20 protein-coding genes and 2 pseudogenes are annotated in these 24,147 nt (G+C 70.7%); 4 read left to right on the top strand and 18 right to left on the bottom strand.

What is annotated here, in order from left to right:
• Positions 1–3 precede the first annotated feature (3 nt).
• The 5 genes and pseudogenes from infB to rimP form a co-directional block, all read right to left on the bottom strand.
• A pseudogene (gene infB / locus ACSHV8_RS47400) lies at positions 4–2,904 on the bottom strand (translation initiation factor IF-2); the annotation flags it as partial.
• Positions 2,905–2,978: 74 nt separating this feature from the next.
• Positions 2,979–3,129, bottom strand: a pseudogene (locus ACSHV8_RS47395) (translation initiation factor IF-2 N-terminal domain-containing protein); the annotation flags it as partial.
• A gap of 107 nt (positions 3,130–3,236) precedes the next feature.
• Positions 3,237–3,623: a YlxR family protein gene (locus ACSHV8_RS47390; RefSeq protein WP_436527050.1), complete on the bottom strand. Its 387-nt coding sequence runs from the start codon at positions 3,621–3,623 to the stop codon at positions 3,237–3,239.
• A complete protein-coding gene (gene nusA / locus ACSHV8_RS47385; RefSeq protein ID WP_436527049.1) occupies positions 3,601–4,617 on the bottom strand; it encodes a transcription termination factor NusA in 1,017 nt (338 codons plus the stop codon). Before nusA ends, ACSHV8_RS47390 begins: the two co-directional genes overlap by 23 nt.
• Positions 4,614–5,243: a ribosome maturation factor RimP gene (gene rimP / locus ACSHV8_RS47380; RefSeq protein ID WP_436527048.1), complete on the bottom strand. Its 630-nt coding sequence runs from the start codon at positions 5,241–5,243 to the stop codon at positions 4,614–4,616. Before rimP ends, nusA begins: the two co-directional genes overlap by 4 nt.
• Before the next feature lie 217 nt (positions 5,244–5,460).
• Here rimP and ACSHV8_RS47375 point away from each other — a divergent pair, with 217 nt between their 5' ends.
• The 3 genes from ACSHV8_RS47375 to ACSHV8_RS47365 are packed head-to-tail and all read left to right on the top strand — an operon-like array spanning position 5,461 to position 7,089.
• On the top strand, positions 5,461–5,925 hold the full coding sequence (locus tag ACSHV8_RS47375; RefSeq protein ID WP_436527047.1) for a hypothetical protein: 465 nt from the start codon (positions 5,461–5,463) through the stop codon (positions 5,923–5,925).
• A 10-nt stretch (positions 5,926–5,935) separates the two neighbouring features.
• Positions 5,936–6,364 (top strand): ferritin-like domain-containing protein, encoded by a 429-nt coding sequence (locus ACSHV8_RS47370; RefSeq protein WP_436527046.1) that lies wholly within the window; start codon positions 5,936–5,938, stop codon positions 6,362–6,364.
• A 17-nt stretch (positions 6,365–6,381) separates the two neighbouring features.
• Positions 6,382–7,089, top strand: coding sequence for a nucleotidyltransferase domain-containing protein (locus ACSHV8_RS47365; protein ID WP_436527045.1), 708 nt, complete (start codon positions 6,382–6,384; stop codon positions 7,087–7,089).
• Positions 7,090–7,604: 515 nt separating this feature from the next.
• Here ACSHV8_RS47365 and map read toward each other — a convergent pair.
• The gene (gene map, locus ACSHV8_RS47360) at positions 7,605–8,462 is read right to left on the bottom strand and encodes a type I methionyl aminopeptidase (protein ID WP_436527044.1); all 858 of its coding nucleotides are present in this window, start codon (positions 8,460–8,462) and stop codon (positions 7,605–7,607) included.
• Positions 8,463–8,530: 68 nt separating this feature from the next.
• Here map and ACSHV8_RS47355 point away from each other — a divergent pair, with 68 nt between their 5' ends.
• On the top strand, positions 8,531–8,839 hold the full coding sequence (locus ACSHV8_RS47355; protein WP_436527043.1) for an STAS domain-containing protein: 309 nt from the start codon (positions 8,531–8,533) through the stop codon (positions 8,837–8,839).
• Here the strand turns inward: ACSHV8_RS47355 and ACSHV8_RS47350 are convergent.
• From ACSHV8_RS47350 to ACSHV8_RS47295, 12 genes are all read right to left on the bottom strand, one after another.
• On the bottom strand, positions 8,832–12,257 hold the full coding sequence (locus tag ACSHV8_RS47350) for a SpoIIE family protein phosphatase (RefSeq protein ID WP_436527042.1): 3,426 nt from the start codon (positions 12,255–12,257) through the stop codon (positions 8,832–8,834). The two genes, ACSHV8_RS47355 and ACSHV8_RS47350, sit on opposite strands and share 8 nt — an antisense overlap.
• 74 nt (positions 12,258–12,331) lie before the next feature.
• Complete coding sequence (locus ACSHV8_RS47345; RefSeq protein WP_436527041.1) at positions 12,332–13,072, bottom strand: gamma-glutamyl-gamma-aminobutyrate hydrolase family protein; 741 nt, start codon at positions 13,070–13,072, stop codon at positions 12,332–12,334.
• 17 nt (positions 13,073–13,089) lie between these two features.
• A complete protein-coding gene (locus ACSHV8_RS47340) occupies positions 13,090–13,779 on the bottom strand; it encodes a gamma-glutamyl-gamma-aminobutyrate hydrolase family protein (RefSeq protein ID WP_436527040.1) in 690 nt (229 codons plus the stop codon).
• A 176-nt stretch (positions 13,780–13,955) separates the two neighbouring features.
• On the bottom strand, positions 13,956–14,723 hold the full coding sequence (locus ACSHV8_RS47335) for a 3-oxoacyl-ACP reductase (RefSeq protein ID WP_436537293.1): 768 nt from the start codon (positions 14,721–14,723) through the stop codon (positions 13,956–13,958).
• Positions 14,723–16,084: an aldehyde dehydrogenase family protein gene (locus ACSHV8_RS47330; RefSeq protein ID WP_436527039.1), complete on the bottom strand. Its 1,362-nt coding sequence runs from the start codon at positions 16,082–16,084 to the stop codon at positions 14,723–14,725. Before ACSHV8_RS47330 ends, ACSHV8_RS47335 begins: the two co-directional genes overlap by 1 nt.
• A gap of 16 nt (positions 16,085–16,100) precedes the next feature.
• Complete coding sequence (locus ACSHV8_RS47325) at positions 16,101–17,447, bottom strand: glutamine synthetase family protein (RefSeq protein WP_436527038.1); 1,347 nt, start codon at positions 17,445–17,447, stop codon at positions 16,101–16,103.
• Between the two features lie 12 nt (positions 17,448–17,459).
• A complete protein-coding gene (locus ACSHV8_RS47320; RefSeq protein WP_436527037.1) occupies positions 17,460–18,995 on the bottom strand; it encodes an amino acid permease in 1,536 nt (511 codons plus the stop codon).
• Positions 18,996–19,520: 525 nt separating this feature from the next.
• Positions 19,521–20,099: a hypothetical protein gene (locus ACSHV8_RS47315; protein WP_436527036.1), complete on the bottom strand. Its 579-nt coding sequence runs from the start codon at positions 20,097–20,099 to the stop codon at positions 19,521–19,523.
• A gap of 105 nt (positions 20,100–20,204) precedes the next feature.
• The gene (locus tag ACSHV8_RS47310; protein WP_436527035.1) at positions 20,205–21,260 is read right to left on the bottom strand and encodes an ABC transporter permease; all 1,056 of its coding nucleotides are present in this window, start codon (positions 21,258–21,260) and stop codon (positions 20,205–20,207) included.
• Positions 21,257–22,150 (bottom strand): ABC transporter ATP-binding protein, encoded by an 894-nt coding sequence (locus tag ACSHV8_RS47305; protein WP_436527034.1) that lies wholly within the window; start codon positions 22,148–22,150, stop codon positions 21,257–21,259. The genes ACSHV8_RS47310 and ACSHV8_RS47305 overlap by 4 nt, the downstream gene beginning before the upstream one ends.
• Before the next feature lie 60 nt (positions 22,151–22,210).
• Positions 22,211–22,870 (bottom strand): response regulator, encoded by a 660-nt coding sequence (locus ACSHV8_RS47300; protein WP_436527033.1) that lies wholly within the window; start codon positions 22,868–22,870, stop codon positions 22,211–22,213.
• Positions 22,867–24,144, bottom strand: coding sequence for a sensor histidine kinase (locus ACSHV8_RS47295; RefSeq protein ID WP_436527032.1), 1,278 nt, complete (start codon positions 24,142–24,144; stop codon positions 22,867–22,869). The genes ACSHV8_RS47300 and ACSHV8_RS47295 overlap by 4 nt, the downstream gene beginning before the upstream one ends.
• Between the last annotated feature and the right edge of the window lie 3 nt (positions 24,145–24,147).

The following is a 24,147-nucleotide window of genomic DNA, read 5'->3' as shown; positions in this document are numbered from 1 at the left end:
GGATCAGGCCCGCGGCTTCTCACGCATCTCGTAGGTCTCGATCACGTCGCCGATCTGCGGCGAACCGAAGCCCTGGAGCGTCAGACCACACTCGAAGCCCTCGCGGACCTCGGTCGCGTCGTCCTTGAACCGCTTGAGCGAGCTGATCGTGACGTTCTCGGCCACCACGGTACCTTCGCGCAGGATTCGCGCCTTGGTGTTGCGGCGGATGAGACCGGACCGGACCAGACAGCCGGCGATCAGACCGATCTTGGACGAGCGGAAGACCTCGCGGATCTCCGCCGTGCCCAGCTCGACCTCTTCGTACTCCGGCTTGAGCAGGCCCTTGAGCGCCGCCTCGATCTCCTCGATGGCCTGGTAGATCACGCTGTAGTAGCGGATCTCCACGCCGGCGCGGTCGGCCATCTCCTTGACCTTGTTGGAGGCCCGGACATTGAAGCCGATGATCGTCGCGGTCTGCTCCGACGAGGCCGACGCCAGGTTGACGTCGCTCTCGGTGATCGCACCGACGCCGCGGTGGATGACCTTGAGCTGGATCTCGTCCGGAATCTCGATCTTGAACAGCGCGTCTTCCAGCGCCTCGACCGAACCCGAGCTGTCGCCCTTGATGACCAGCGTGAGCGAGGTCTTCTCGCCCTCCTTCAGCTGGGCCATGAGCGTCTCGAGCGTGGCCTTGGCCCCCGAGTTGGCGAACGCGGCCGCACGACGGCGGGCCTGACGCTGCTCGGCGATCTGGCGGACCGTGCGGTCGTCCTCGGCGGCCAGGAACGTGTCGCCGGCGCTGGGCACCGACGTCAGACCCAGGACCAGGACCGGACGAGCCGGACCGGCCTCGACGACCTGCTGACCGTTCTCGTCGAGCATGGCCCGGACGCGGCCGTGCGCGCCACCCGCCACGATCGAGTCGCCGGCCCGGAGCGTGCCCTTCTGCACCAGGACGGTGGCGACCGCACCGCGGCCCTTGTCCAGGTGCGCCTCGACCGCGACACCCTGAGCGGGGCCGTCGATCGGAGCGGTCAGCTCCAGCGAGGCGTCGGCAGTCAGCAGGATGGCCTCCAGGAGGTCATCGATGCCGATGCCGGGCTTGGCCGCGACGTTGACGAACATCGTGTCGCCGCCGTACTCCTCGGCGAGCAGGCCGTAGTCGGTCAGCTGCTGCCGGACCTTGTCCGGGTTGGCGTCCGGCTTGTCGACCTTGTTCACCGCGACCACGATCGGCACCTCGGCGGCCTTGGCGTGGTTGAGCGCCTCGACCGTCTGCGGCATCACGCCGTCGTCAGCCGCCACCACGAGGATGACGATGTCGGTGACCTGGGCACCACGAGCACGCATGGCGGTGAACGCCTCGTGACCCGGGGTGTCGATGAAGGTGATCGCCCGCTCTTCGCCCTGGTGCGGGACGACGACCTGGTAGGCACCGATGTGCTGGGTGATGCCACCCGCCTCGCCGGCGACCACGTTGGTCTTGCGGATCGCGTCGAGCAGCTTCGTCTTACCGTGGTCGACGTGACCCATCACCGTCACGACCGGGGGACGGGTGACCAGACGGTCCTCCGCCACCTCGGCGTCGAGGTTGATGTTGAACTGCGCGAGCAGCTCACGGTCCTCGTCCTCGGGGCTGACGATCTTGACGTCGAAGCCGAGGTGCTCACCGAGCAGCAGCAGCGTGTCGTCGGAGACCGACTGCGTCGCCGTGACCATCTCACCCAGGTTGAACATCTCCTGGACGAGCGAGCCCGGGTTCGCGTTGATCTTGTCGGCGAAGTCGGACAGCGAGGCGCCACGCGACAGCCGGATCTCCTGACCCTGGCCGCGCGGAGCACCCGAGCTCATCTGCGGAGCCGACAGGTTGTCGAACTCCTGACGCCGCTGCTTCTTCGACTTCCGGCCACGGGTCGGCCGGCCGCCCGGACGCCCGAAGGCACCCGCCGCGCCACCGCCACGACCACGGCCACCGGCGCCACCGGGACGACCCGGAGCACCGCCGACGGGACCGCCGCCACCGGCGCCGGGGCCACCGCCACCGGGACGGAAGCCGCCACCGGCGCCACCGCCACCACCGGGACGGAAGCCGCCACCGCCGCCACCGCCACCACCGGGACGGAAGCCGCCACCGCCGCCACCGCCACCACCGGGACGGAAGCCGCCACCGGCACCGCCACCCGGACCGCCACGGCCACCGCCGGGACCGCCGGGACGACCGGCACCGCCACCCGGACCGCCACGACCGCCGCCGGGACCGGCGGGGCGCTGCGACGGCATGGAAGCGGGGCTGGGCCGCGGCGGCATCGACGCCGGGCTCGGGCGCGGCGGCATGCCGGCCTGGTTCGGACGCGGCATCGAGGACGGCGAGGGACGCGGGCCGCCCGCGTTGCCGGAGACGCCGAACGGGTTGTTACCGGGACCACGCGCGGGCGGACGCGGAGCGCCGCCGGCCGGACCCGGACGAGGACCGCCCTGGCCCTGACCACCCTGGTTGCCACTGGGGCGGGCGGCCGGGGAACCCGGACGAGGAGGCATGCCACCCGGACCCGGGCGCGGGCCACGCGGGCCGGCGTCGGTCGGGTTCTGCGGGCTCGGGCGACGCTCGGCGTCCCGCGTACGGGCAGCCTGAGCGGCCTGCGCCGCCTTGACGGCGGCCTCCTGCTCGGCCTTCAGCGCCGAGGCGCGCGCCTCGGCGGCCGCCACCTCGATGTCGTGCGCGCTGGCCGGCTTGGCGATCGGGCCGGGACGCGGGCCCGGACGGCCGGGAACCGGCGCGTTCGGACGGGCGGTCGGCCCGGCCGACGGAGCCGGCGAAGTCGGTGCAGCGGACGGGCCGGGACCGGGCGTGGGCCCGGGACGGCGCGGAGGCTGCGGACGGACCGCCGGCGGGCCGGGACGCGGCGACGCGGACGGAGTAGGGGCGCCACCGGACGGGGCCGAGGGCGATGCGGCCGGAGCGGACGGAGCCGCCTGGACGCTGCCGCTCGCCTCGAGGGCGCCGCGGAGCCGCCGGGCCACGGGGGCCTCGACGGTGCTGGATGCGGACTTAACGAACTCGCCCATGTCCTTCAATGTGGCGAGCACGGTCTTGCTGTCGACCCCGAGCTCTTTGGCGAGCTCGTGAACGCGGGCCTTGCCTGGCACTGCACTCCTCATCTCGAGGTCGTGCGAGCAGTACCCGCAGCGACCTCACTCGTGCACTAGAAGCCTGGTCATTTCAGGGACTTCATCGAGTGCTCATCTGGGTCGTCCTACCTTGCTGGGTCGTGACGGGGCGAAGACGCCTCGCCATCAGTGGTTCCGGACGGCACGGAGACCGTTCGGATGTGCTCGGCAAGCAGTCCGGCGTCAGCAACACCGGTGAGACGCAACGCACGCCCGAAAGCGCGACGTCGCTCCGCCTGCCCGAAGCAGGCCGGATCGGGATGCAGATGTGCTCCCCGGCCCGGCAGTCGGCGGCTTGGATCGGGCAGAAGCCGGAGGTCTTCCCCGGATCCGGCCGCGACGAACCGCAGCAATGATGCGGCCGGCGCGCGTTTGCGGCAGCCGACGCAGGTTCGCGTCGGGCCGACCGAGGACAAGTCTACCCCTCGATCGCGGCGACCGCGTATCCGGTCAGTTCCCCGCCTCGGCCGCATCCCGGTCCACGACTTGAGCGGGTTCGTTGTCCGGACGGATGTCGATGCGCCATCCGGTGAGACGGGCGGCGAGACGGGCGTTCTGCCCCTCCCGGCCGATCGCCAGGGACAACTGGAAATCGGGCACGGTGACCCTGGCCGTCCGGGTGGCCGCGTCCACGACCTCGACGCGCAGCGCCTTGGCCGGGGACAACGCGTTCCCCACGAACTGGGCCGGGTCGTCCGACCAGTCGATGATGTCGATCTTCTCACCGTGGAGCTCGCTCATCACCGCGCGGACCCGCTGGCCCATCGGGCCGATGCAGGCGCCCTTGGCGTTCACGCCCGGCACGGTGGACCGGACCGCGATCTTCGTACGGTGACCGGACTCACGCGCGATCGCGGCGATCTCCACGGTCCCGTCGGCGATCTCCGGCACCTCGAGGGCGAACAGCTTCTTCACCAGGGCCGGGTGCGAGCGGGACAGGGTGATCTGCGGACCGCGGAAACCCTTGGCCACGTGCACGACGATGCAGCGCAGGCGGGACCCGTGCTCGTACGACTCCCCGGGGACCTGCTCGGACTGCGGCAGAACCGCCTCCAGCTTGCCCAGGTCGACGATCACGATGCCCTTCTCGGCCCGTGCGGCGTCGGCCTGCACCACGCCGGTGATCAGGTCACCGTCGCGGCCCGCGTACTCACCGAAGTGCTGCTCGTCGGTCGCCTCCCGCAGCCGCTGCAGGATGACCTGCTTGGCCGTCATGGCGGCGATCCGGCCGAAGTCGTGCGGTGTGTCGTCCCACTCCCGGACGACCGTGCCGTCCGGGTCCAGCTCCTGCGCCAGCACCGAGGCGACGCCGGACTTGCGGTCGATCTCCACCCGGGCGTGACCTTCCGCGCCGTCGGTGTGCCGGTACGCCGTCAGCAGCGCGGTCTCGATGGCCGCGATGATGGTCTCGAACGGGATCTCCCGCTCGCGCTCCAGGGCGCGCAGCGCCGCGAGGTCGATGTTCATTCCTCGCCCTCCCCTTCGTCTTCTTCGTCGGCTTCGTCTTCGTCTTCGTCGCCGAAATCGGCTTCGTCCATGCGCTTGAACTCGATCTGGACCAGGCCCCGGCCGAGCTCGGTGTAAGCCAGCTCACGCTCGGTGCCGTCCACGTCGAGGGTCACGCCGTTCTCATCGGTGCGCAGCACCCGGCCGGTGAGGCCGTTGACCGCGACCAGGCGGCTGATGTTGCGGCGCCAGTGGCGGGGCTCGGTCAGCGGCCGGTCCACCCCGGGCGAGCCGACCTCCAGTTGATATTCCCCCGCCAGGAGCTCGGTGCCCTGCTCATCGACCGCATCCAGGGCCTCGGAGATCTCCCGGGAGACCACGGCCACATCGTCCAGGCCGACGCCGCCGTCCTTGTCGATGAGCACCCGCACCACGAACCGGCGGCCGGCCCGGGTCAGGGTCAGGTCCTCCAGGTCGTAACCGGCCTTGGCGACCACCGGCTCGACGACCTCGCGCAGGCGGGTGCGGGCCGCGGTCAGGTCGATCCGCGGAGCGACGGGAGTGCTCCGGGTCTCCGCCTCCGGCCGGCTCCGCCGGCCACTCGGGCGACCACCGGGCCGGGCCCCGGCGCGACCACGCTGCGTCATCGGGCTCGACCTCTCCCTCATTTTTATGCTGCAACGACCAAGTTCTTATGCTGCAACGACTATATGCCGCCGGGCAGTGCATGGCCCCGCGGCTGACGCAGAGCGTAACGCGCCCGCCCGTCAGTCTGAGCAGCGCAGCGCCAAAACCACCTGATCCGCAGGTCAACGGCCCGGCAGTTCATCCTCGAAGGGGATGGTGTTGACTGGCGCGGTGCGGATGAGCGATTCGGGACACACCCGCCGACGGGTGCTGGGCGCCGGTGGCGCGCTGGCCGGCCTGGTCACGCTGAGCGGCTGCGGGCTCTTCGACGACGATCCTGAGCCGCCCAAGGGGCCGGACGCGCTGCAGCCGGTGCTGACCGAGGCGCTGACGCTGGCCGCGGCCTACGACCGGGTGATCCTGGCCGACCAGTCGCTCAGCGCCCGGCTGACCCCGCTCGCCCAGGCCCACCGGGCGCACGCCGCCGAGCTGGCCAAGGTGATCGGCACGACACTGCCCAGCGGTGCCGCGGCGCCGTCGGCCGCCGTCGGCACGACGGACACGGTGGCCGGCCTGCGCGCGGCCGAGCTGGCCGCGCAGAAGACCGCGGTGGCCGCGTGCAAGGCGGCGCCGGCCGCGCGGGCGGCGCTGGTCGGATCGATCGCCGCCGCGCGTGCCACTTTCGCCGAGGCGTTGCGCTAACTTCCTGAACGTGAAAGAAGAACTCGCCTCGGCTCTGGCCGCCGAGGAGGCCGCCATCTGGGCCTACGGACTGATCGGCGTCCACCTGAAGGAGGGCACCGAGCAGGACCAGGCCCGGGCGGCCGAGGATCTGCACCGGGTGCGCCGCGACAACCTGGTCGAGCAGCTGGCCGGCCTGCAGGCGAGCACCGCGCCGACCCCGGCCGGCTATGAGCTGCCGTTCCCGGTGACCGACCGGGCGACCGCGCTCAAACTGGCCGTCCAGATCGAGGACGGGGTGGCCCAGGCCTGGCGGGTGGTGCTCCCGGTCACCGAGAGCACCCAGCGGGTCGACGCGCTGTCGGCTTTGACCGACTCCGCAGTTCGCGCGACCAGGTGGCGCAAGCTCGCCCAGGTCACACCGCTGACCCTGATCTTTCCGGGCCGCCCGACGGCCTGAGGCCACAGAATGGGGTGGTGATCGACGCGATCGACACCACGTCCCCGCGCGGCAACCTGGCCGTCCGGCTGGCCGACGCCGTGCAGCGCCGATGGCCGTCCGAGGTGCAGGCGGTCGGCGTCCGCGGCTCGGTCGCGCACGGCGACGACGCCGACACCAGCGACGTCAACCTGGTGGTGCTCACCTACCGCCCGCGGACCGGTCCGCGGCCGACACTGCGCAAGGTCGAGGGCATCCCGGTCGAGCTGGAGGTCCTGGCCGCCGAGGACGCGCTGGTCAAGGCCCGGCAGCTGACGCCGCGCTGGCCGCTGCTGGCCGACCGGTACATGACGACGTTCGCGCTGCACGACCCGAAGGAGTGCTTCACCGAGCAGCGTGAGGCCCATCAGAATCTGCTCGGCGAGGCCCGGCCGGCCGAGTTCACCCAGCTGGCCCGGCACAACTGGGCGACCGCGAACGGTGCCCGGCAGCGGGCGATCCGGCTCACCCAGTGGTATGACACGGACGCCGCACTCGTCATGATCGCCGACGCCCGGGTGCACGCGGCGCTGGTCGCCGGGCTGCTGACCCGCACCTGGTTCCGCAACACGGCCGACGCGGTGAAACGGACCGGGGTGGCCGCGGCCGACATGCAGGAGCTCGGCGCGATCCTCAAGTACCAGGCCGACGAGCTGGCCGCCCGTGGCCGCCCGGTCGACGGCACGGTCGGCGCCCTCTTCGACTGACCCCGGCCACCCTTTCGACCGAGCCCGAGCCGTAGCCCGAGCCCGAGCCCGAGCCCGAGCCCGAGCCCGAGCCCGAGCCCGAGCCGCGCATTTTGAAGATCAAAACCCTTTGCGCGTACGGCGTGAGCCCGGTCCCGTGGCGCCCCCCGCGCAAGGCCCGCGGGTGGTCTCGGCCGCGACGCGCCTCCCTGCCCCGGCTGGTTCTCACGGCTGCCTCAACCCCACTGACACAGCACCGACGACCAGCTCGCGGCCCCCGGCTGGTCCTCAGGGTCGTTTCTGGCCCTCGGAGACAGCACTGAGCGCCAGCCGAGCGGCGGCGTCGCGCTTCGGGGTGGGCCACGGCGGACGTCGCGTCGGTGGCCGGGTGCGGCGGGTGGAGTCGGGCATCCGACCGGATTCGGCCCGGATGGTCGCCGGGCGGCCCGGCACCGGGATCCGGTCGCGTGATCGGTGACGGGACCGCGGTTGTTGCGGTTGGGGGAGCCGAACCCACGTACTGCTGAAGTGTGGTTTTAAGGAAGGGTCAGGATCTCGAAACCGTCGTCGGTGACCACCAGGGTGTGTTCGAACTGGGCGGTCCACCTGCGGTCCTTGGTGACGACGGTCCAGCCGTCCTTCCACACCTCGTACTCATGCGTGCCGAGGGTGATCATCGGCTCGATGGTGAACGTCATGCCCGGTTCCATGACCGTGTCCAGGCGCGGGTTGTCGTAGTGCGGCACGTAGAGCCCGGAGTGGAACGTCTCGCCGATGCCGTGGCCGGTGAAGTCGCGGACCACGCCGTAGCCGAAGCGCCGCGCGTAGGCCTCGATGACCCGGCCGATCGCGTTGATCGGGCGGCCCGGGGCGACCGCGCGGATGCCCCGCATCATCGCCTCGTGGGTGCGCTCGACCAGCAGCCGGGCCTCCTCGCTGACGTCGCCGACCAGGAACGTCGCGTCGGTGTCGCCGTGCACGCCGCCGATGAACGCGGTGACGTCGACGTTGACGATGTCGCCGTCCTCCAGCACGGTGGAGTCCGGGATGCCGTGGCAGATGACCTCGTTGAGCGACGTGCAGCAGGACTTGGGGAAGCCCTTGTAGCCCAGCGTCGACGGGTAGGCCCCGTGGTCCAGGATGAACTCGTGCACCACCCGGTCGATCTCGTCGGTGGTCACGCCCGGCTTGCAGTGCTCGCCGGCCAGCTGGGTGGCCTGGGCCGCGATCCGGCCGGCGATCCGCATCCTCTCGATGATCTCGGGCGTCTGCACGTGGGAGCCGCGCCACTCCTTGGGGCGCTTCTTCCCGACATACTCAGGACGGGCGATGCCGGCCGGGACCGATCGCCACGGTGACTGCTTACCCGGCACGAGAGGCGTACGCACGGTCATGGAAACAGCCTAACCGCCGCGGGGACCCGTCCTTGCCGCCCCCACGGGCGCTGTGAAATCGTATGTTGGTGGATCAAGAGGGCCAGGACCCGACTTTCTCGGCGACCGGTGCGGTCTCCGGCGACCGGGTCACCGTGACGGTGACCGGTGAGGTGGACATGTCCACGGCCGCCGCCCTCTTCCAGGCCGCCACCCCGGACCGGATCACCGGCGCGACGATCGACCTGCGCGCGGTGACGTTCTTCGACTCGGCCGCCATCCACACGCTGATCCGGCTGGCCGAGCGGTTCCCGGGGACACTTGAGGTGATCCCCTCCGAGCGGGTCCGGCGGGTGCTCGACATCTCCGGCCTCGGCGGCCAGCCCTGGCTCAGGTAACGGGCCGTCGCAGGGTGACCGCGGTGCCGTCCGGCGAGCGGTGCACGGAGAGTTCGGTCAGCGCGCCGATCAGGGCGAGCCCCCGGCCGCGGAAACCGGCGTCACCGGCCGGGCGCCAGTGTCCGGTGTCACGAACCGTCACCACTATCGCGTCGGCGTGCATCGACGCCTCGACCGTGATCCACGGCTCGGCCGGCTCGATCGGGTGCTCGATCGCGTTCGCCGCCGCCTCCGAGACGGCCACGGTCAGGTCGAACACGTCCTCGTCGGGGACGTGGTGCGCGGCCAGGAAGTCCTCCAGCCGTTGGCGCAGCACGCTGAGCCGGGTCGGGTCGGCCGGCAGTCGCATGACGAATTCGCGCGGCTCGGTCACCTCCAGCGCGACCATCGCAATGTCGTCGCGCCGCACCTGCCGGGCCGCCTTGGCCAGCAGGCCGTCGAGCAGATCCTCGATGTGCTCGGCCGGTTTGGCCACGTCGGCGGTCAGTTCGGCCAGCCCGGCGTCGATGCCCTGGCTGCGGTCCTCGATCAGCCCGTCGGTGTAGAGCAGCAGCCGGTCGCCCGGGTCGAGCGGCAGCTCCCGGGTCGGGTAGGGCACGTCGCCGAGCGCGCCGATGGGCGGGCCGAGCGCCGTCCGGTACAGGAATGTGCCCAGCTCACCGGGCTTGATCCGGACCGGCGACGGGTGGCCGGCCGACGAGTAGCGGATCACCCGCGTGTGCGGATCGAAACGCAGACAGAAGACCGTGGCGAACTGGCGCCGCCCGAGAGTGTCGACCAGACGATTGAGACGGCTCAGAGCCGGACCACAATCAAAACCTTCGAGGACGTACGCCCGTAAAGCGTTCCGCAGTTGGCCCATCGCGGCCGCCGCGGCCACTCCCTTGCCCACCACATCGCCGATGACCAGGTACAACTGGCCGTCGGGGGTGGCGATCGCGTCGTACCAGTCGCCACCGACCCGGGCCTCGCTGCTGCCGGCCACGTACCGGCTGGCCACCACCGCGCCCGGCACCCGGGGCAGCGACTGCGGGAGCAGACTGTGCTGCAGGGTCCGGGCGATCCGGTGCTCGGTCTCGTAGAGGCGCGCGTTGGCCAGCCGCAGGCCGATCAGCCGGGCCAGCTGGGTCAGCACGATCGGCTCGACCGGCCCGCCCGCACCGGCCCAGACCCGCAGCTCACCGAGGACCGCGCCGGCCGTGTCGGGCAGCGCCATCACCAGGTCGGGCTCGGCCGTCGGGTCGGCGCCGCCGTCCTGCTCGGCCCGCGCGTCCGGCGCGGTCAGCACCACCCGGCCGGCCGACGTCATCGTCCGCACATGGCGGGCCGCGACGTCGAGCACCTCGGCCGGGCCGGTCACCGAGTTCAGCGCGACCGCGGCGTCGACCAGGCCGCGCAGCCGGCTCACGGTTTCCCGGCGCAGCTGGCCGAGCTCCACATTGGCCCGTACGCGAGCCGTCAGCTCGCGCGTCGAGAACGGCTTGACCAGGTAGTCGTCGGCGCCGGCGGCCAGGCCCTCGACCGCCGACTCCTCACCGGCCCGGGCCGAGAGCACCACGATCGGCACGTCCCGGGTGCGCTGGTCGGCGCGGAGCGCGGCGATCAGGCCGAAGCCGTCCAGCCCGGGCATCATCACGTCGGTCAGCACCAGGTCGAACGAGCCGGTCCGGGCCAGCTCCGATGCGGACAGTCCGTCGGCCGCGGTGACCACTTCCCAGTACGGCCGCAGCAGCCGGCTCACGTGTTCCCGCAGATCAGCGTTGTCGTCCGCGAGCAGGATCCGGCCGCCGCCGCCGCCCCCGGGCACCGGCCGGCCGGTCTCGCCGTCCCCGCTCCACCAGGCCGCCTCGTCGACCCAGAGCCGCGGGTCCACACCGGCCGGCTCGTCGCTGACCCGGTCGGCCGGCAGGTGCGCGGTGCCGAACGGGATCCGGACCAGGAACGCGCTGCCCCGGCCGGGCTCGCTGCGCACACTCACCGAACCGCCGTGCAGCTCGGCCAGTTCGCGGACCAGGGCCAGCCCGATGCCGGTGCCCTCATGGCTGCGCGACCAGGTGCCGGTGACCCGGTGGAACCGGTCGAACAGCAGCGGCTGCTCGTGCGCGGCAATGCCCACGCCGGTGTCGCGCACCACCAGCTCGGCGTGCCCGTCGTCGACGTGGACGCCCACCTCGACCCGGCCCTCGGGGGTGAACTTCACCGCGTTCGAGAGCAGGTTGAAGACGATCTTCTCCCACAGTTCGTGGTCCACGTGTACCGGTACGGGCGTGGACGGCGTCTCGATCACCAGATCCAGGCCGGCCCGCTCGGTGGCCGGGCGGAACGACGCGGCCAGCCGGGCGGTGTGCGCGGCCAGATCGGTCGGGCGGAAGGCGGCCCGCATCCGGCCGGACTCCAGCCGGGAGAAGTCGAGCACGGTGTTGACCAGCTTGAGCAGGCGCAACCCGTTGCGGTGCACCGGGTCCAGCCGCTCGCGCAGGCCGGGGCCGGTGGCCGGGTCGTCCAGCAGGTCCTCCAGCGGGCCCAGGATCAGGGTCAGCGGCGTACGGAACTCGTGGCTGACGTTCGAGAAGAAGTCGGTCTTGGCCTGGTCCAGCGCGGCCAGCTCGGCGGCCCGGCGGCGCTCGGACTCGAAGGCGCGGGCGTTGGTCACCGCCCGGGCGATCTGCGCGGCCGCCAGCTCCAGGAACGCGCGGTAGTCGTCGTCCAGCGCGAGGTGCGGGCTCACCCCGACGACCAGCGCCCCGACGGTGTCGACCGGGAGCACGACCTCGCCCGCCGCGGCTCGCGGAACCGGGGCGTCGAGCACCAGCCGGGCCCGGGGAACGTCGGCCGGGTTCTCACCGAGCACGGCGAGGGCCTCGGCGGCCGGATCGGACAGGTCGGCCAGGCGGCGGCCGAGCGCGGAGAGCGTACGGACCCGCCGCTCCCCCAGCACCCGGCCGGTGGTCTCGGTGACGATGCAGATCACCCCGGAGACCGAACCGTCCTCGGCACGCAGCGGGTCGTACGAGATGTCGAAGTACGTCTCCTCCAGGAACCCGTGCCGGTCGATCATGAACAGCAGGTCGCCCGCGTAGGCCGCCTCGTTCGTCTCGGCCACCCGGTCCAGCAGGCCACCGATCAGATCCCAGGCCTCGGCCCACAGCTCGCGGCCGGGGCGGCCCAGGTGATCCGGGTGCTTGGTGCCGGGAACCGGGATGTACGCGTCGTTGTAGAGCACGACGTGCTCCGGGCCCCAGAAGATGCAGATCTGCGTCCGAGACGCCAGCATCGTGATCACCGCGCCGGTCAGCTCCGGCGGCCAGGTCGACGGGTCACCGGCGGGCGAGGCCGACCAGTCCAGGGCGGCCATCCGCCGGCCCATCTCGCCGCCACGCTCGAAAGCGATGCGCAGCCGGGCCGGCAGGGCGCCCATCAAAAGCCTCCCGTGGGGGTCGGGTGACCGGGAGAAAGCCGGCCCGGTGGCACGTTAACACCGGCCCGGTGCGACTACACGGCGGCGGCTCCCTCCCGGTGGAGGATCGCGGCCCGGTTCAGGGCGGCGAAGACGCGGAGGTCGGCCGTGCGTTCCGGGTGCCACTGCACGCCCAGCGCGAACGTACGGTCCGGATGCTCCAGGATCTCCACGATCTTGTCCTCCGGGCACCAGCCGGTCGCCACGAACTCGCCCGGATCGTCGACCGCCTGGTGGTGGAACGAGTTCACGGTGAGCTGCCGGCCGAGCAGGGTGTGCGCGCGGGACCCGTCCGCGGTCATCACGTCGTGCCGCCCGTAGTCACCGGCACTGGCGGCCAGCGGATCGGTGCCGGCGTGGGCCCGGTGCCGGTCGTGGTTGATCAGGTCGGGCACGTGCTGGTGCAGGGAGCCGCCGGTGGCCACCGCCATCACCTGGTGCCCCCGGCACACGCCGAGCACCGGCAGGTCCAGGTCGAGAGCCGCACGCATCAGCAGGATCTCCGAGGCGTCCCGCACCGGGTCCACCTCGGTCTCCGGGTGCGGCTCGGCACCGTAGTTGGCCGGGTCGACGTCGCCGCCGCCGGTGAACACGATGCCGTCCAGGGACTCCAGCACGTCGGTGCCCGGGTCGTCGGGGGTGATCAGCACGGCCCGGCCGCCCGTCGCGTGCACCGCCTTGACGTAGGTCATCGGCAGCATGCCGGCCATCATTTCGTTGCGGCCGAAGAGCACGTGCTGGGCGTACGAGGTGAGGCCGATCAGCGGTCTGCGCATGAGGGTGCGTTTCTCCTTCAGCTCCGTGCGGCCGCCGCCACCAGGGCCCCGAAGAGCCGGGAGTCCCGGCTCACCTCGGGGTGCCACTGCACGCCGAGCAGGAACCGCCGCTCCGGGTCCTCGACCGCCTCGGGCAGACCGTCCTCGGCGCGGCCGGTGACGGTCAGTTTCCCGGGGTCGGCGACACCCTGGTGGTGGAAGCAGTTGATGGTCACGTCCTCACCCATGAGCCCGGCGATCCGGCTGCCGGGGGTGAAGACGGCTTCGTGCTCGCTGTACACCGCCGGGGCCACGCGATGACGCTCGTGACCGAGCACGTCGGGCAGGTGCTGGTGCAGGGTGCCGCCGTAGGCGGTCACCAGCAGTTGCATGCCCCGGCAGACGCCGAGGACCGGCAGGTCACGGTCGAGCGCGGCCCGCAACAGGGTCAGCTCGCCGGTGTCCCGTTCCGGTTGGGTGACGGTGTGCGGGCCCGGCTTCTCACCGTACAACTCGGGTGAGACGTCCGGACCGCCGGAGATCAGCAGGCCGTCCAGCACCCGGAGCACGTCGGCGTCCTGATCGTCGGGCGGCAGGAGCACGGCCCGCCCGCCGGCCAGGGTGACGGCGGCGGCGTAGTCGTGCGGCAGCAGGGTGGTGGGGAGGTCACGCCAGACTCCCCAGGAGGCGGGCATCACGTACGTCGTTATCCCGATGATCGGACGCATCGCACCACCGTAGTCACCACTTACCGCATCCCCCCGCACAGGCGCGCGGCGCCGGACAACCGGCGCCGCGCGACGGGCCCTTCTGTCCTGTCCCGGACGAGGACCAATGCCCGCCCGACCAGGGATTCGACCCCGTTCCCGATAATGGCGTTCCCCGGCCGGTCAGGACTAAACGTTTACAGCGGCGTTACATACGCGCCGGTGATGCCGCCGTCGACGACGAACTGGGACGCCGTCATGAACGACGCGTCGTCGCTGGCCAGGAACGCCACCGCCGAGGCGATCTCCTCGGGCTCGGCGAACCGGCCCATCGGCACGTGCACCAGGCGGCGGGCAGCCCGCTCGGGGTCCTTGGCGAACAACTCCAGCAGCAGCGGAGTGGCCACCGGGCCGGGACAGAGCGCGTTGATCCGGATGCCCTCGCGGGCGAACTGCACACCCAGCTCCCGGGTCATGGCCAGCACGCCACCCTTGCTCGCGGTGTACGCGATCTGCGACGTCGCCGCCCCGAGCAGCGCCACGAACGAGGCCGTGTTGATGATCGAGCCCTTGCCCTGCCGCTGCATGTGCGGGATCGCGTACTTGCAGCAGAAGAAGACGCTCGTCGTGTTGACCTTGAGGACCCGCTCCCACGCGTCGATCCCGGTGACCAGGATCGAGTCGTCGTCGGGCGGGGAGATGCCGGCGTTGTTGAACGCGATGTCCAGTCGGCCGTGGCGCTCCACGACACCGTCGAAGAGGGCCTTGACCTGCTCCTCGTCGCTGACGTCGCAGGCCACGAACTCGCCGCCGACCTCCTCGGCGATCGCCTTGCCCGCCTCGGCGGAGATGTCGACGCACACCACGAAAGCACCCTCGGCGGCGAACCGCCGCGCGGTGGCCAGGCCGATACCGCTGCCGGCGCCGGTGATCACGGCGACCCGGTCCTGTAGACGCTCCACTATCAATCTCCCGTAGCCAGGAACACGTTTTTCACATCGGTGAACGACAGCAGCGCGTCCGGACCCAGTTCGCGGCCGAGGCCGGACTGCTTCATCCCGCCGAACGGGGTCCAGTACCGCACCGACGAGTTGCTGTTGACACTGAGCGCGCCGGTCTCGACCGCGCGGGCCGCCCGCAGCGCACGGCCGACGTCGCGGGTCCAGATCGAGCCGGACAGGCCGTACTCCGTGTCGTTGGCCAGGCGGATGGCCTCGGCCTCGTCGCGGAACGGGAGGACACTCACCACCGGGCCGAAGATCTCCTCGCGCCAGTGGCGGTCGTCGGCACTCGAAGCCAGGAGCACGGTCGGGGGGAACCACCAGCCTTCGCTGTCCGGCTTGTCCCCGCGGAACGCGACGTCAGAGCCGTCCACATAAGACGCCACCGTCTCCCGCTGACCCGCGGAGATCAGCGGCCCCATTTCGGACAAATCACTGGAAGGGTCCAATACCCGAAATTTCGTGACCGCCGACTCGAACAAGCCGAGGAACTTGTCGTAGACCGAAGCCTCGACCAGCAGGCGCGACCGCGCACAACAGTCCTGCCCGGCGTTGTCGAACACGGCCCCCGGCGCCGCGGCCGCCGCCTTCTCCAGGTCGGCGTCGGCAAAGATCACGTTGGCGCTCTTCCCGCCCAGCTCCAGCGTCACCCGCTTCACCTGGTCAGCACAGCCCGCCATGATCGACTTGCCGACCGCGGTGGAGCCGGTGAAGCAGACCTTGCGGACCGCCGGGTGCGTCACGAACCGCTGTCCGACCACGCTCCCCTTGCCCGGCAGCACCTGGAACACACCCTCGGGCAGGCCGGCCTCCAGGGCCAACTCGCCGAGCCGGATCGCGGTCAGCGGCGTCAACTCGGCCGGCTTGAGCACGACCGTGTTGCCGGCCGCCAGCGCCGGGGCGAAACCCCAGCCGGCGATCGGCATCGGGAAGTTCCACGGCACGATGATCCCGACCACGCCGAGGGGCTCGTGGAACGTGATGTCCACGCCGCCGGCCACCGGGATCTGCCGGCCGGAGAGCCGCTCCGGGGCACCGGCGTAGTAGTTCAGCACGTCGCGGACGTTGCCGGCCTCCCAGCGCGCGTTGCCGATGGTGTGGCCGGCGTTGCGTACCTCTAATTGGGCCAGCTCTTCGAGATGCTCCTCGACCACCGTCGCGAAGCGGCGGAGCAACCGGGCCCGGTCGCCCGGCGCGATCGCGCGCCATCCCTCGAAAGCCAGCTGGGCCCGCGCGATCGCCGCGTCGGTCTCGGTCAGATCCAGCGACGGGACGGTCGCGAAGACCGCCCCCGTCGCCGGATTGATCACATCAGTTGTCCCCACGCCAAGATCCTCACACTCACAGGCGCTCAAATCCACGACGTAGTTCCCAGTCGGTCACCGCCGCGTCGAAAGCCGCCAGCTCCACTCGTCCCATGTTGGCGTAATGGGCGACCACATCCGCTCCGAATGCGTCTCTGGCCTTTTGTGATGACTCCCAGAGGCCGGTCGCCTCGCGCAGCGTTCCCGGCACGCGGTCCGCCGCGGGATCCAGGTAGGCATTTCCGGCAAATTCCTCTTCGAGCGACAATTCGGATTCGATGCCGTGGACCGCGCCGGCGACCAGGGCGGCGATCGCCAGGTACGGGTTCACGTCCCCGCCCGGCACCCGGTTCTCCACCCGCATGCCCTCCCCGTGCCCGGCGATCCGCAGCGCACAGGTCCGGTTGTCCACACCCCAGCGCAGGGCGGTCGGCGCGAACGATCCGGGCTGATACCGCTTGTACGAGTTGATGTTCGGCGCGAAGAGCAGGCTGAACTCGCGCATCGTGGCGAGCAGGCCGGCCAGCACCCGCTGCCCGGTCACGCTCAGGTGGGCCGGCCCGTCCCCGAGCATGGCCGACTTGCCGTCCGGACCGCGCAGCGAGAAGTGGATGTGACAGGAGTTGCCCTCGCGCTCGTTGGGCTTGGCCATGAACGTCAGCGCCATGCCCTCCTGCGCGGCGATCTCCTTGGCGCCGTTCTTGTAGATCACGTGGTTGTCGGCCGCGGCGAGCGCATCGGCGTACCGGAACGCGATCTCGTGCTGCCCGAAGTTGCATTCGCCCTTGGCGCTCTCGGGGAGCAGGCCCGCGCCGTACATCTCATTGCGAATTCTGCGAAGCAGCGGCTCCACGCGAGCCGTGCCGAGCAACGAGTAGTCCACGTTGTACTGATTCGCTGGAGTCAGATCCCGGTAACGCTTGTCGAACGCCTGCTCGTAGGTGTCCTTGTACAGGACGAACTCCAGCTCGGTCCCGGCGAACGCGGTCAGCCCGTGCGCGGCCAGCCGCTCCAGCTGACGCTGCAGGATCTGCCGCGGAGACGCCGTGACCGGCGCCCCCGCGGTGTCGAACAGATCCGCGAGCACCATCGCAGTGCCCGGCTGCCACGGAACTTTCCGCAGCGTGCCGAAGTCCGGCCGCATCACGAAGTCGCCGTAACCGGTGGACCAGGAGGACATCTCGTAGCCGTCGACCGTGTTCATGTCGACGTCCACCGCCAGCAGATAGTTGCAGCCCTCACTGCCGCCGCCGACCACCTCGTTCATGAAGTACTGCCCGTGCAGCCGCTTGCCCTGCAGCCGCCCCTGCATGTCGGTGAGCGCCAGAAGAACGGTGTCGATCGAGCCGTTGCCGACCGCTACGTCCAGGTCCTCGAGATCCATGGATCAGTCCTATCAGTCGTTGGGCGTCGGCATGGTCTGCTCGCCGTGCGCGGCGGCATCCAACAGGTTCGACTTCGGCCCGGTGAACCACTTGCGGGCACTCGCGAACCACCAGATCGTCGCCCCGCCGACCACGATCGCCACCGCGACGATCGTGTAGTTGAAGTTCTTCGCGGTGATCGGGCCGGCCGTCGGCAGCACGAACAGCACGCAGATGATGACTACCCAGACGATCGAGATCCACCCGACCGGCGCGCTCCACTTGCCGAGGTTCCACGGCCCGACCTGGAAATCCTCCTTGCGACGACGAAGAAAAACCGGTCCGACGTACGCGATGTAGAGGCCGATCACGGCGATCGAGGTGGCCGCCGCGTACGCGGTCGTGTTCCAGAGCGACGGCAGCACGAGGATCGTCGAGATCGTCACGCACAGCCAGATCGAGTTCGTCGGGGTTCCGGTCCGCGGGTTGACCTGCTTCCACAACCGCGAGCCGGGCAGGGCGCCGTCGCGGGCGAACGCGTACGACATGCGCGAGTTCGCGGTCACCGACGCCATCCCGCAGAACCACTGCGCGACCATGCAGATGAACAGCAGGAACGTACCGGTGTTGTGCCCCACCGAGTCGATGAAGATCTGCGCCGGCGGCAGCCCGAGCGACGTGGCCGCCTCGGCGTCGTAGTCCTGGATCGACCAGGTGATCGCGAACAGCAGCACGAACCCGGCGATCACCGACACGACCACCGACATCACGATGCCGCGCGGCGCCGCGTTGGCCGCGTCGTGCGTCTCCTCGGCCACGTGGGCCGACGCGTCGTAGCCGGTGTACGTGTACTGCGCCATCAACAGTCCGATCAGGACGGCGTAGACGGTCGCCCCGGTGAACCCGAACCCGGTCGTGTTACGAACCTCGAAGAACACCTCGGAGATCGGCTTGTGCTGGTCCGGGATCACGGCCAGCAGCACCACGATGATCCCCACCCCGACCAGGTGCCACCAGGCGCTGACGTCGGACAGCACCCGCACCAGGTTCACGCCGAACGTGTTCAGCAGACCGTGCACGACGATGATGACCAGGAAGATCAGGAAGGTCTTGCCCGGCGTCACCTCCATGTCGAAGGTCAGACTCAGGAACGCCGCCGTCGTGATCGCCGCCCCGAAGTCGATCGCCGCGGTCACCGCGACCTCGCCCAGGAAGTTGAACCAGCCGATGAACCAGGCCCACGCCGCCTTGTTCTGCTTGGCCAGCGCCGCGGCCCACCAGTAGAGCGCGCCGGCCGTCGGATAGGCCGAACACACCTCGGCCATCGCCAGCGCCACCAGCGTCACCATGATGCCGACGAAGAGCCAGCCGAGCGTGATCGCGGCCGGCCCACCGGCGTTCATGGCGATCACATAGGACGTGATCGCACCGGCCAGAATCGAGATGATCGAGAAGGAGACGGCAAAATTGGAGAAGCCGGACAACCGGCGGTGAAGTTCCTGCTTGTATCCGAGCTGAGCGAGACGTTCCTCGTCAGTGCTGGTGACGGCGGCTGGTTCAGTGCTCATGCGCGAGCTCCCTATGCCGAAGGTGTGACCTGAGCCACGGGTTTCGGTGATGATCGCTCCGCTGTGTTACGGCCGTCAATGATCAGAGTTAATTGCGTTGCCGGTTGTCGCGGCCGGTGCGAGCCTTGGTGACAACAGGGCGGTTCCCTCGGCAGGTTCACCGCCCGGGTTGTCGACAACCCTCCCGCGGCGATGCGGGGCGCGGTCACCTCTCTCTTCCCGCACGCGGTCGGCACGGCCGCGAGCGCCCGCCCCGCATCGCCGCCCCAAAAAACCCCTTTGCGCGTACGTCCTAGCCCTGCGCCCCAACCGCAGACCCGGAGCCCCTGGTCCACGCCCGCGAGCTGATCCCGGCACCGGACCGCCCGGCGACCACCGGGCTGAATCAGTGGCCCGCAAGCCAATCCCGGCTCGATACCCGGCCGCGCCCCCCGCCACCAGCTGGTGCTCACGGCTGAAATCAGGCCCGAAAACAACCCTGAACGCCAGCCGAGCCGCGACTCCCGCCGGCGATGCCCGGGCCGGTCAGTAGCCGGGCGCGCCGACCGCGGCGCAGGCGGCGTCGAGGCGGTCGTCGGCGGCGTCGGGTCCGGCACCCTCCGAGGCGGCCATCGGGTCCTTCGCTGCCGCCGCCTTCGTCACCGCGGCCGCGAACTGGCGCATCGCCGCCGTCACCGCGGTCTTGCCGCCGGTGGCGGCGGCCGCGGACAGCGCCCGGGCGAACTTCTTGAAGGCCGGCCCGGCGATCTCGGCCGGAACGTCACCGTTGTCGTCCATCTCGGAGAACAGCGTTCCGGCCAGGTCTTCCTTGGCTCTGGTCACCGCGGCGCACAGCTTTCGGTCGCTGACCACCGGCTTGGTCGACGTCCTGGTCGCGCTCGGGCTCTTCGACGGTGTCCGGGACGGCTTCACGGACTTCGACGGTGACGCCGAAACCGATGACGGCGACGGCGAAACCCGCGCCGGGGTCGCGGCGACCGGCAGGCTCACGGTGGACTCGGCGGCCGCCGGGGTCACCCATTCCTCATCGGCCGTCCCGGCCGCGCCGCACCCGGTCAGCGCGATCGCCGGCAGCAGGAGCAGAGCGGCGGGAACCAGCCTCATCGGAGTCACGGGGCGTGAGACTACCGGCACACATTTCCATGATCAAATGCGTGGGCGGGGCTCGTGAGGTGTCGTCACGAGACCCGCCCACGCCGTACGGGAAAATCAGGCTTTTCGCAGTGCGGCCATGAAGTTGGTGCGGACCTGGGTCTTCAGCAGCGACCCGGAGTAGACCCGCGCCCCCACCCCGAGCAGCGCCACCGCCGTCCCGGCCAGCAGGATCAGTGCAACCGCCGGCTCCCAGCCCGCCGCTTCGCCGTCGAAGAGGCGGATGGGCATGGCGATCGGCGACGAGAACGGGATGTACGAGAGGACCTTCATCAGCACCCCGTCGTGGGGCACGCTGATCGCCAGGAAGAACGGGATCAGCACCAGCATCTGTACGGGGACCGTGGTGCTGGTCAGTTCTTCCTGCCGGGAGGCGAGCGCGCCCACCCCGGCCCAGAGCGCGGCCAGCATGACGAAGCCGAGGACGAAGAACGGGACGAACCAGCCGACGGCCGGGAGGACCGCGGAGACCAGGCCGGGGGCGGCGTCGGTGGCGCTCATGCCGACGACGGCGACCAGGGCGAGCAGTGCCACCTGGGCGAATGCGAGCAGGGTGAGTGCCGCGACCTTGCCCGCGAGCAGGGCACGGACCGGGACGCTGGAGACCAGGATCTCGACGATCCGGGTTTGTTTCTCCTCGACGACGCTCTGCGCGATCTGCATGCCGAACGTGAACGAGGTGAAGAAGAACAGCATCGCGAACGCGATCGGGACGATCACTTTGAGGAACGGGTTGACGGCGCTGGTTTCGAGCAGCCGGACCGTCGGCTCGGTGCTGAGCGCCTGGACGACGTCGCCCGGGCGGTCGTCCTTGGCGACCACTTCGGGGCCGGGCAGCACCGCGGCGTCGACGTCGCCGTCCCGGACCAGGCGTTCGGCGGTGGCCTGGTCGGCGACGGTCTGCACGTCCAGGCCGTCCGCTCTGAGCGCGCTGATCGAGGTGTCGCCGACGACCGCGACCTTGGTGGCGCCGCCGTTGAGCAGCGACGGCAGCATGATCGAGGCGAGCACGATGATCAGGAAGAACACCGTGCTGAAGAGGAAGGCCTTGTCGCGCAGCTTGGTCCGGATCTCCCGGGCGGCGACCAGTTGGGCGGCCTCGAACGTGGTCACTGGATCACCTCTCGGAAGATCTCGGCGAGCGAGGGGCGGACGGGGCCGAACGCGTGGACCGGGCCTCGGTCCAGGGCGGAACGCAGGATCGACTGGTCGGAGACTTCCGGGTCGAGGTCGAAGACCGCGTGCCGGCCGTCCAGGTCGATCAGGGTCACGCCGGGCTGGTCGCGGAGCCAGCCGGCGTCGCCGCCGACCTCGATCGTGTAGCGCGGGAGGGCGTACTGCTCGCGCAGCCCGGCCCGGTCGCCGGCGGCGCGGATCGTGCCGTCGGCGATGATCACCAGGTCGTCGCAGAGGCGTTCGACCACGTCGAGCTGGTGGCTGGAGAAGAGCACGGCGGCCCCGGCGGCGGCCCGTTCGCGCAGGACCGCGACCACGGTTTCGACGGCGAGCGGGTCGAGGCCGGAGAACGGCTCGTCCAGGACCAGCAGTTCCGGGTCGTGGACGAGGGCGGCGGCGATCTGGGCGCGCTGCTGGTTGCCGAGGGACAGTTTCTGCACGTGGTCGTTGGCGCGTCCGGCCAGCTCAAGGCGTTCGAGCAGGGCCATGGTGCGGCGGCGGGCCCCGGCCGCGTCCAGCCCGTGCAGCCGGCCCAGGTAGACGATCTGGTCGAGGACGCTCATCTTCGGGTAGAGGCCGCGTTCCTCCGGCATGTAGCCGAAGCGCTGCCGGGTCTCCCGGTCGAGCGGCTCGCCGCGCCAGGTCACCGTGCCCGCGTCGGCGGCCAGCACGCCCAGGATGATCCGCATGGTGGTGGTCTTGCCGGCGCCGTTGGCGCCGACGAATCCGGTCAGCCGGCCGGCCGCCACGGTGAAGGACACGTCCTTGAGGACCTGCCGATCGCCGAACGACCGGTCGACCGCGTCGACGGTGAGGACGGTGTTCATGCCATTGACGCTAGTCATCCCGATCGCCGCGGGCGTCCGGCTCGCGACGGACCCGTCGGGTCATTCCCGAGAAGGACGAACCACACCCATTTCGTACGCGAGGACGACCGCCTGTGTGCGATCGCGCGCGCCGAGTTTCATCAGGACGCGGCTGACGTGCGTCTTCACCGTCGTCTCGCCGAGGTGCAGGGCGGTCGCGATCTCCGCGTTGGTCGCCCCGCCGGCCAGTTCGACGAGGACCTCGTGTTCACGCGGGGTCAGTTCGCCGAGGCGTACGCCCGGTTCCGGCGACCGCTGGCGGGGTGCGCTGAACTCGGCGATCACCCGTCGCGTGACCGCGGGCGCGAGCAGCGCGTCGCCCGCCGCGAGGACCCGCACGGCCTCGGTCAGCGCCTCCGGCGTGCCGTTCTTCAGCAGGAATCCGCTGGCCCCGGCCTGCAGAGCCTCGAAAAGATAGTCGTCGCGATCGAAGGTCGTCAGGATCAGCACCGACGGGCCGCCTTCGGCCGCGATCCGCCGGGTCGCTTCCAGGCCGTTCATCTCCGGCATTTCCACATCCATCAGTACGACGTCGGGTCGCAGCCGCAGAGCGAGCTCCACCGCCGCGGCACCGTCGGCCGCCTCGCCGACCACCGTGATGTCGTCCTCCATCTCGAGGATGACCCGGAAGCCGGAGCGGACCAGCAGATGGTCGTCCGCAAGGAGGACCCGGATGGTCACGCGTCGCTCCCGACCGTCGTCGAGGTGTACGGCAAGCGGGCGCGGACGCGGAAACCGCCGCCACCGCGCCGCCCGTGTTCCAGGGTTCCCTCGTGCACCGCGACCCGCTCCCGCATTCCGATCAGTCCCATTCCGCTGCCGGCCGCCCCGGCGCCGCCGTGCCCGTCGTCGGCCACGTCCAGCTCCAGTTCACCGGCGAGGTAGCGGACCCGGATGTCGATCGTGGCGGCCCGCGCGTGCTTGAGGGTATTGGTCACCGACTCCTGCACGATCCGGTAGGCCGCCCGGGACAGCGAATCCGGCAGGGGCGCCGGAGTCCCGTACGTCCCGAAGTGAACCTCGAGGCCGGCCTCCCGGGCGCGTTCGGCGATCTCCTCGATCCGGTCGATGCCGGCGCCCGGCGTGATCTCGGTCTCCGCGTTCGTCGCGCGCAACGCGCCGAGCATGCGGCGCAGCTCGTCGACCGCGGTGCGCGCGCCCTCCTCGACCGCGGCCAGCGCGGTCACCGCCCGGACCGGATCCTTGTCCAGCGCGCGACGGCAGGCCGAGGCCTGAATGCCCATCACCGACACGTGGTGGGCGACGACGTCGTGCAGCTCACGCGCGATCCGCACCCGCTCCTGCAGGACCGCGCGGCCGGCCGCCACCTCCTGCGCGGCCCGTAACTCCTCGGCCTGCTCCTCCAGCCGGTGCCGGCGATGAACCGCTCGCCAGGCGGCATCGCCCATCAGGTAGGTGAAGGCGAAAAAGACGGCGTTCTGCAGGTACGACGTGAAGATCATCGACGGCAGCGGCGGCAGCTCGCCGGACGCGCCGCTCATCTCGGACACCACGAGTACGTCGTGATACAGCGCGAACGAGAGGGTCAGCCAGGCGAACATCCCCCCGATGATCACCAGCCGGAGGGTGCGGGCGCGACGCCGGTCCGGCCCCCACGCGCCGAGCGTGTAGATGGCCGCGAACAGCGCGTACGTCGTGATCATCTGTTCCTGCGACAGCCGGTACTGCCCGGCGATGAACGCCACCGAGATGATCACCGCGACCAGTTCCGGTGCGCGGCGGCGCCAGGCCAGCGGCAGCGTCGTCACCACCGCCCAGAAGATCTGCTCGACGACCGGCGGCGCGTGCTCGGTGTGCCAACTTCCGTAGCTGCGCTGCAGGTACAGGCTGAAGACGGCGACGGCGGCAACCGCCGACCCGGTCCACAGGTCGCTGCGGCGCTGCTTGACGGTCGGTCCCGGCCGTCGCCACTCCTCGATGTTCCACGATGGCATGCA

The sequence above is a fragment of the Actinoplanes sp. HUAS TT8 genome (genome assembly GCF_051380535.1).
Classification (GTDB): domain Bacteria; phylum Actinomycetota; class Actinomycetes; order Mycobacteriales; family Micromonosporaceae; genus Actinoplanes.
The sequence above is the reverse complement of the archived record's forward strand: the minus strand, read 5'-3'. Positions and strand labels throughout refer to the sequence as shown.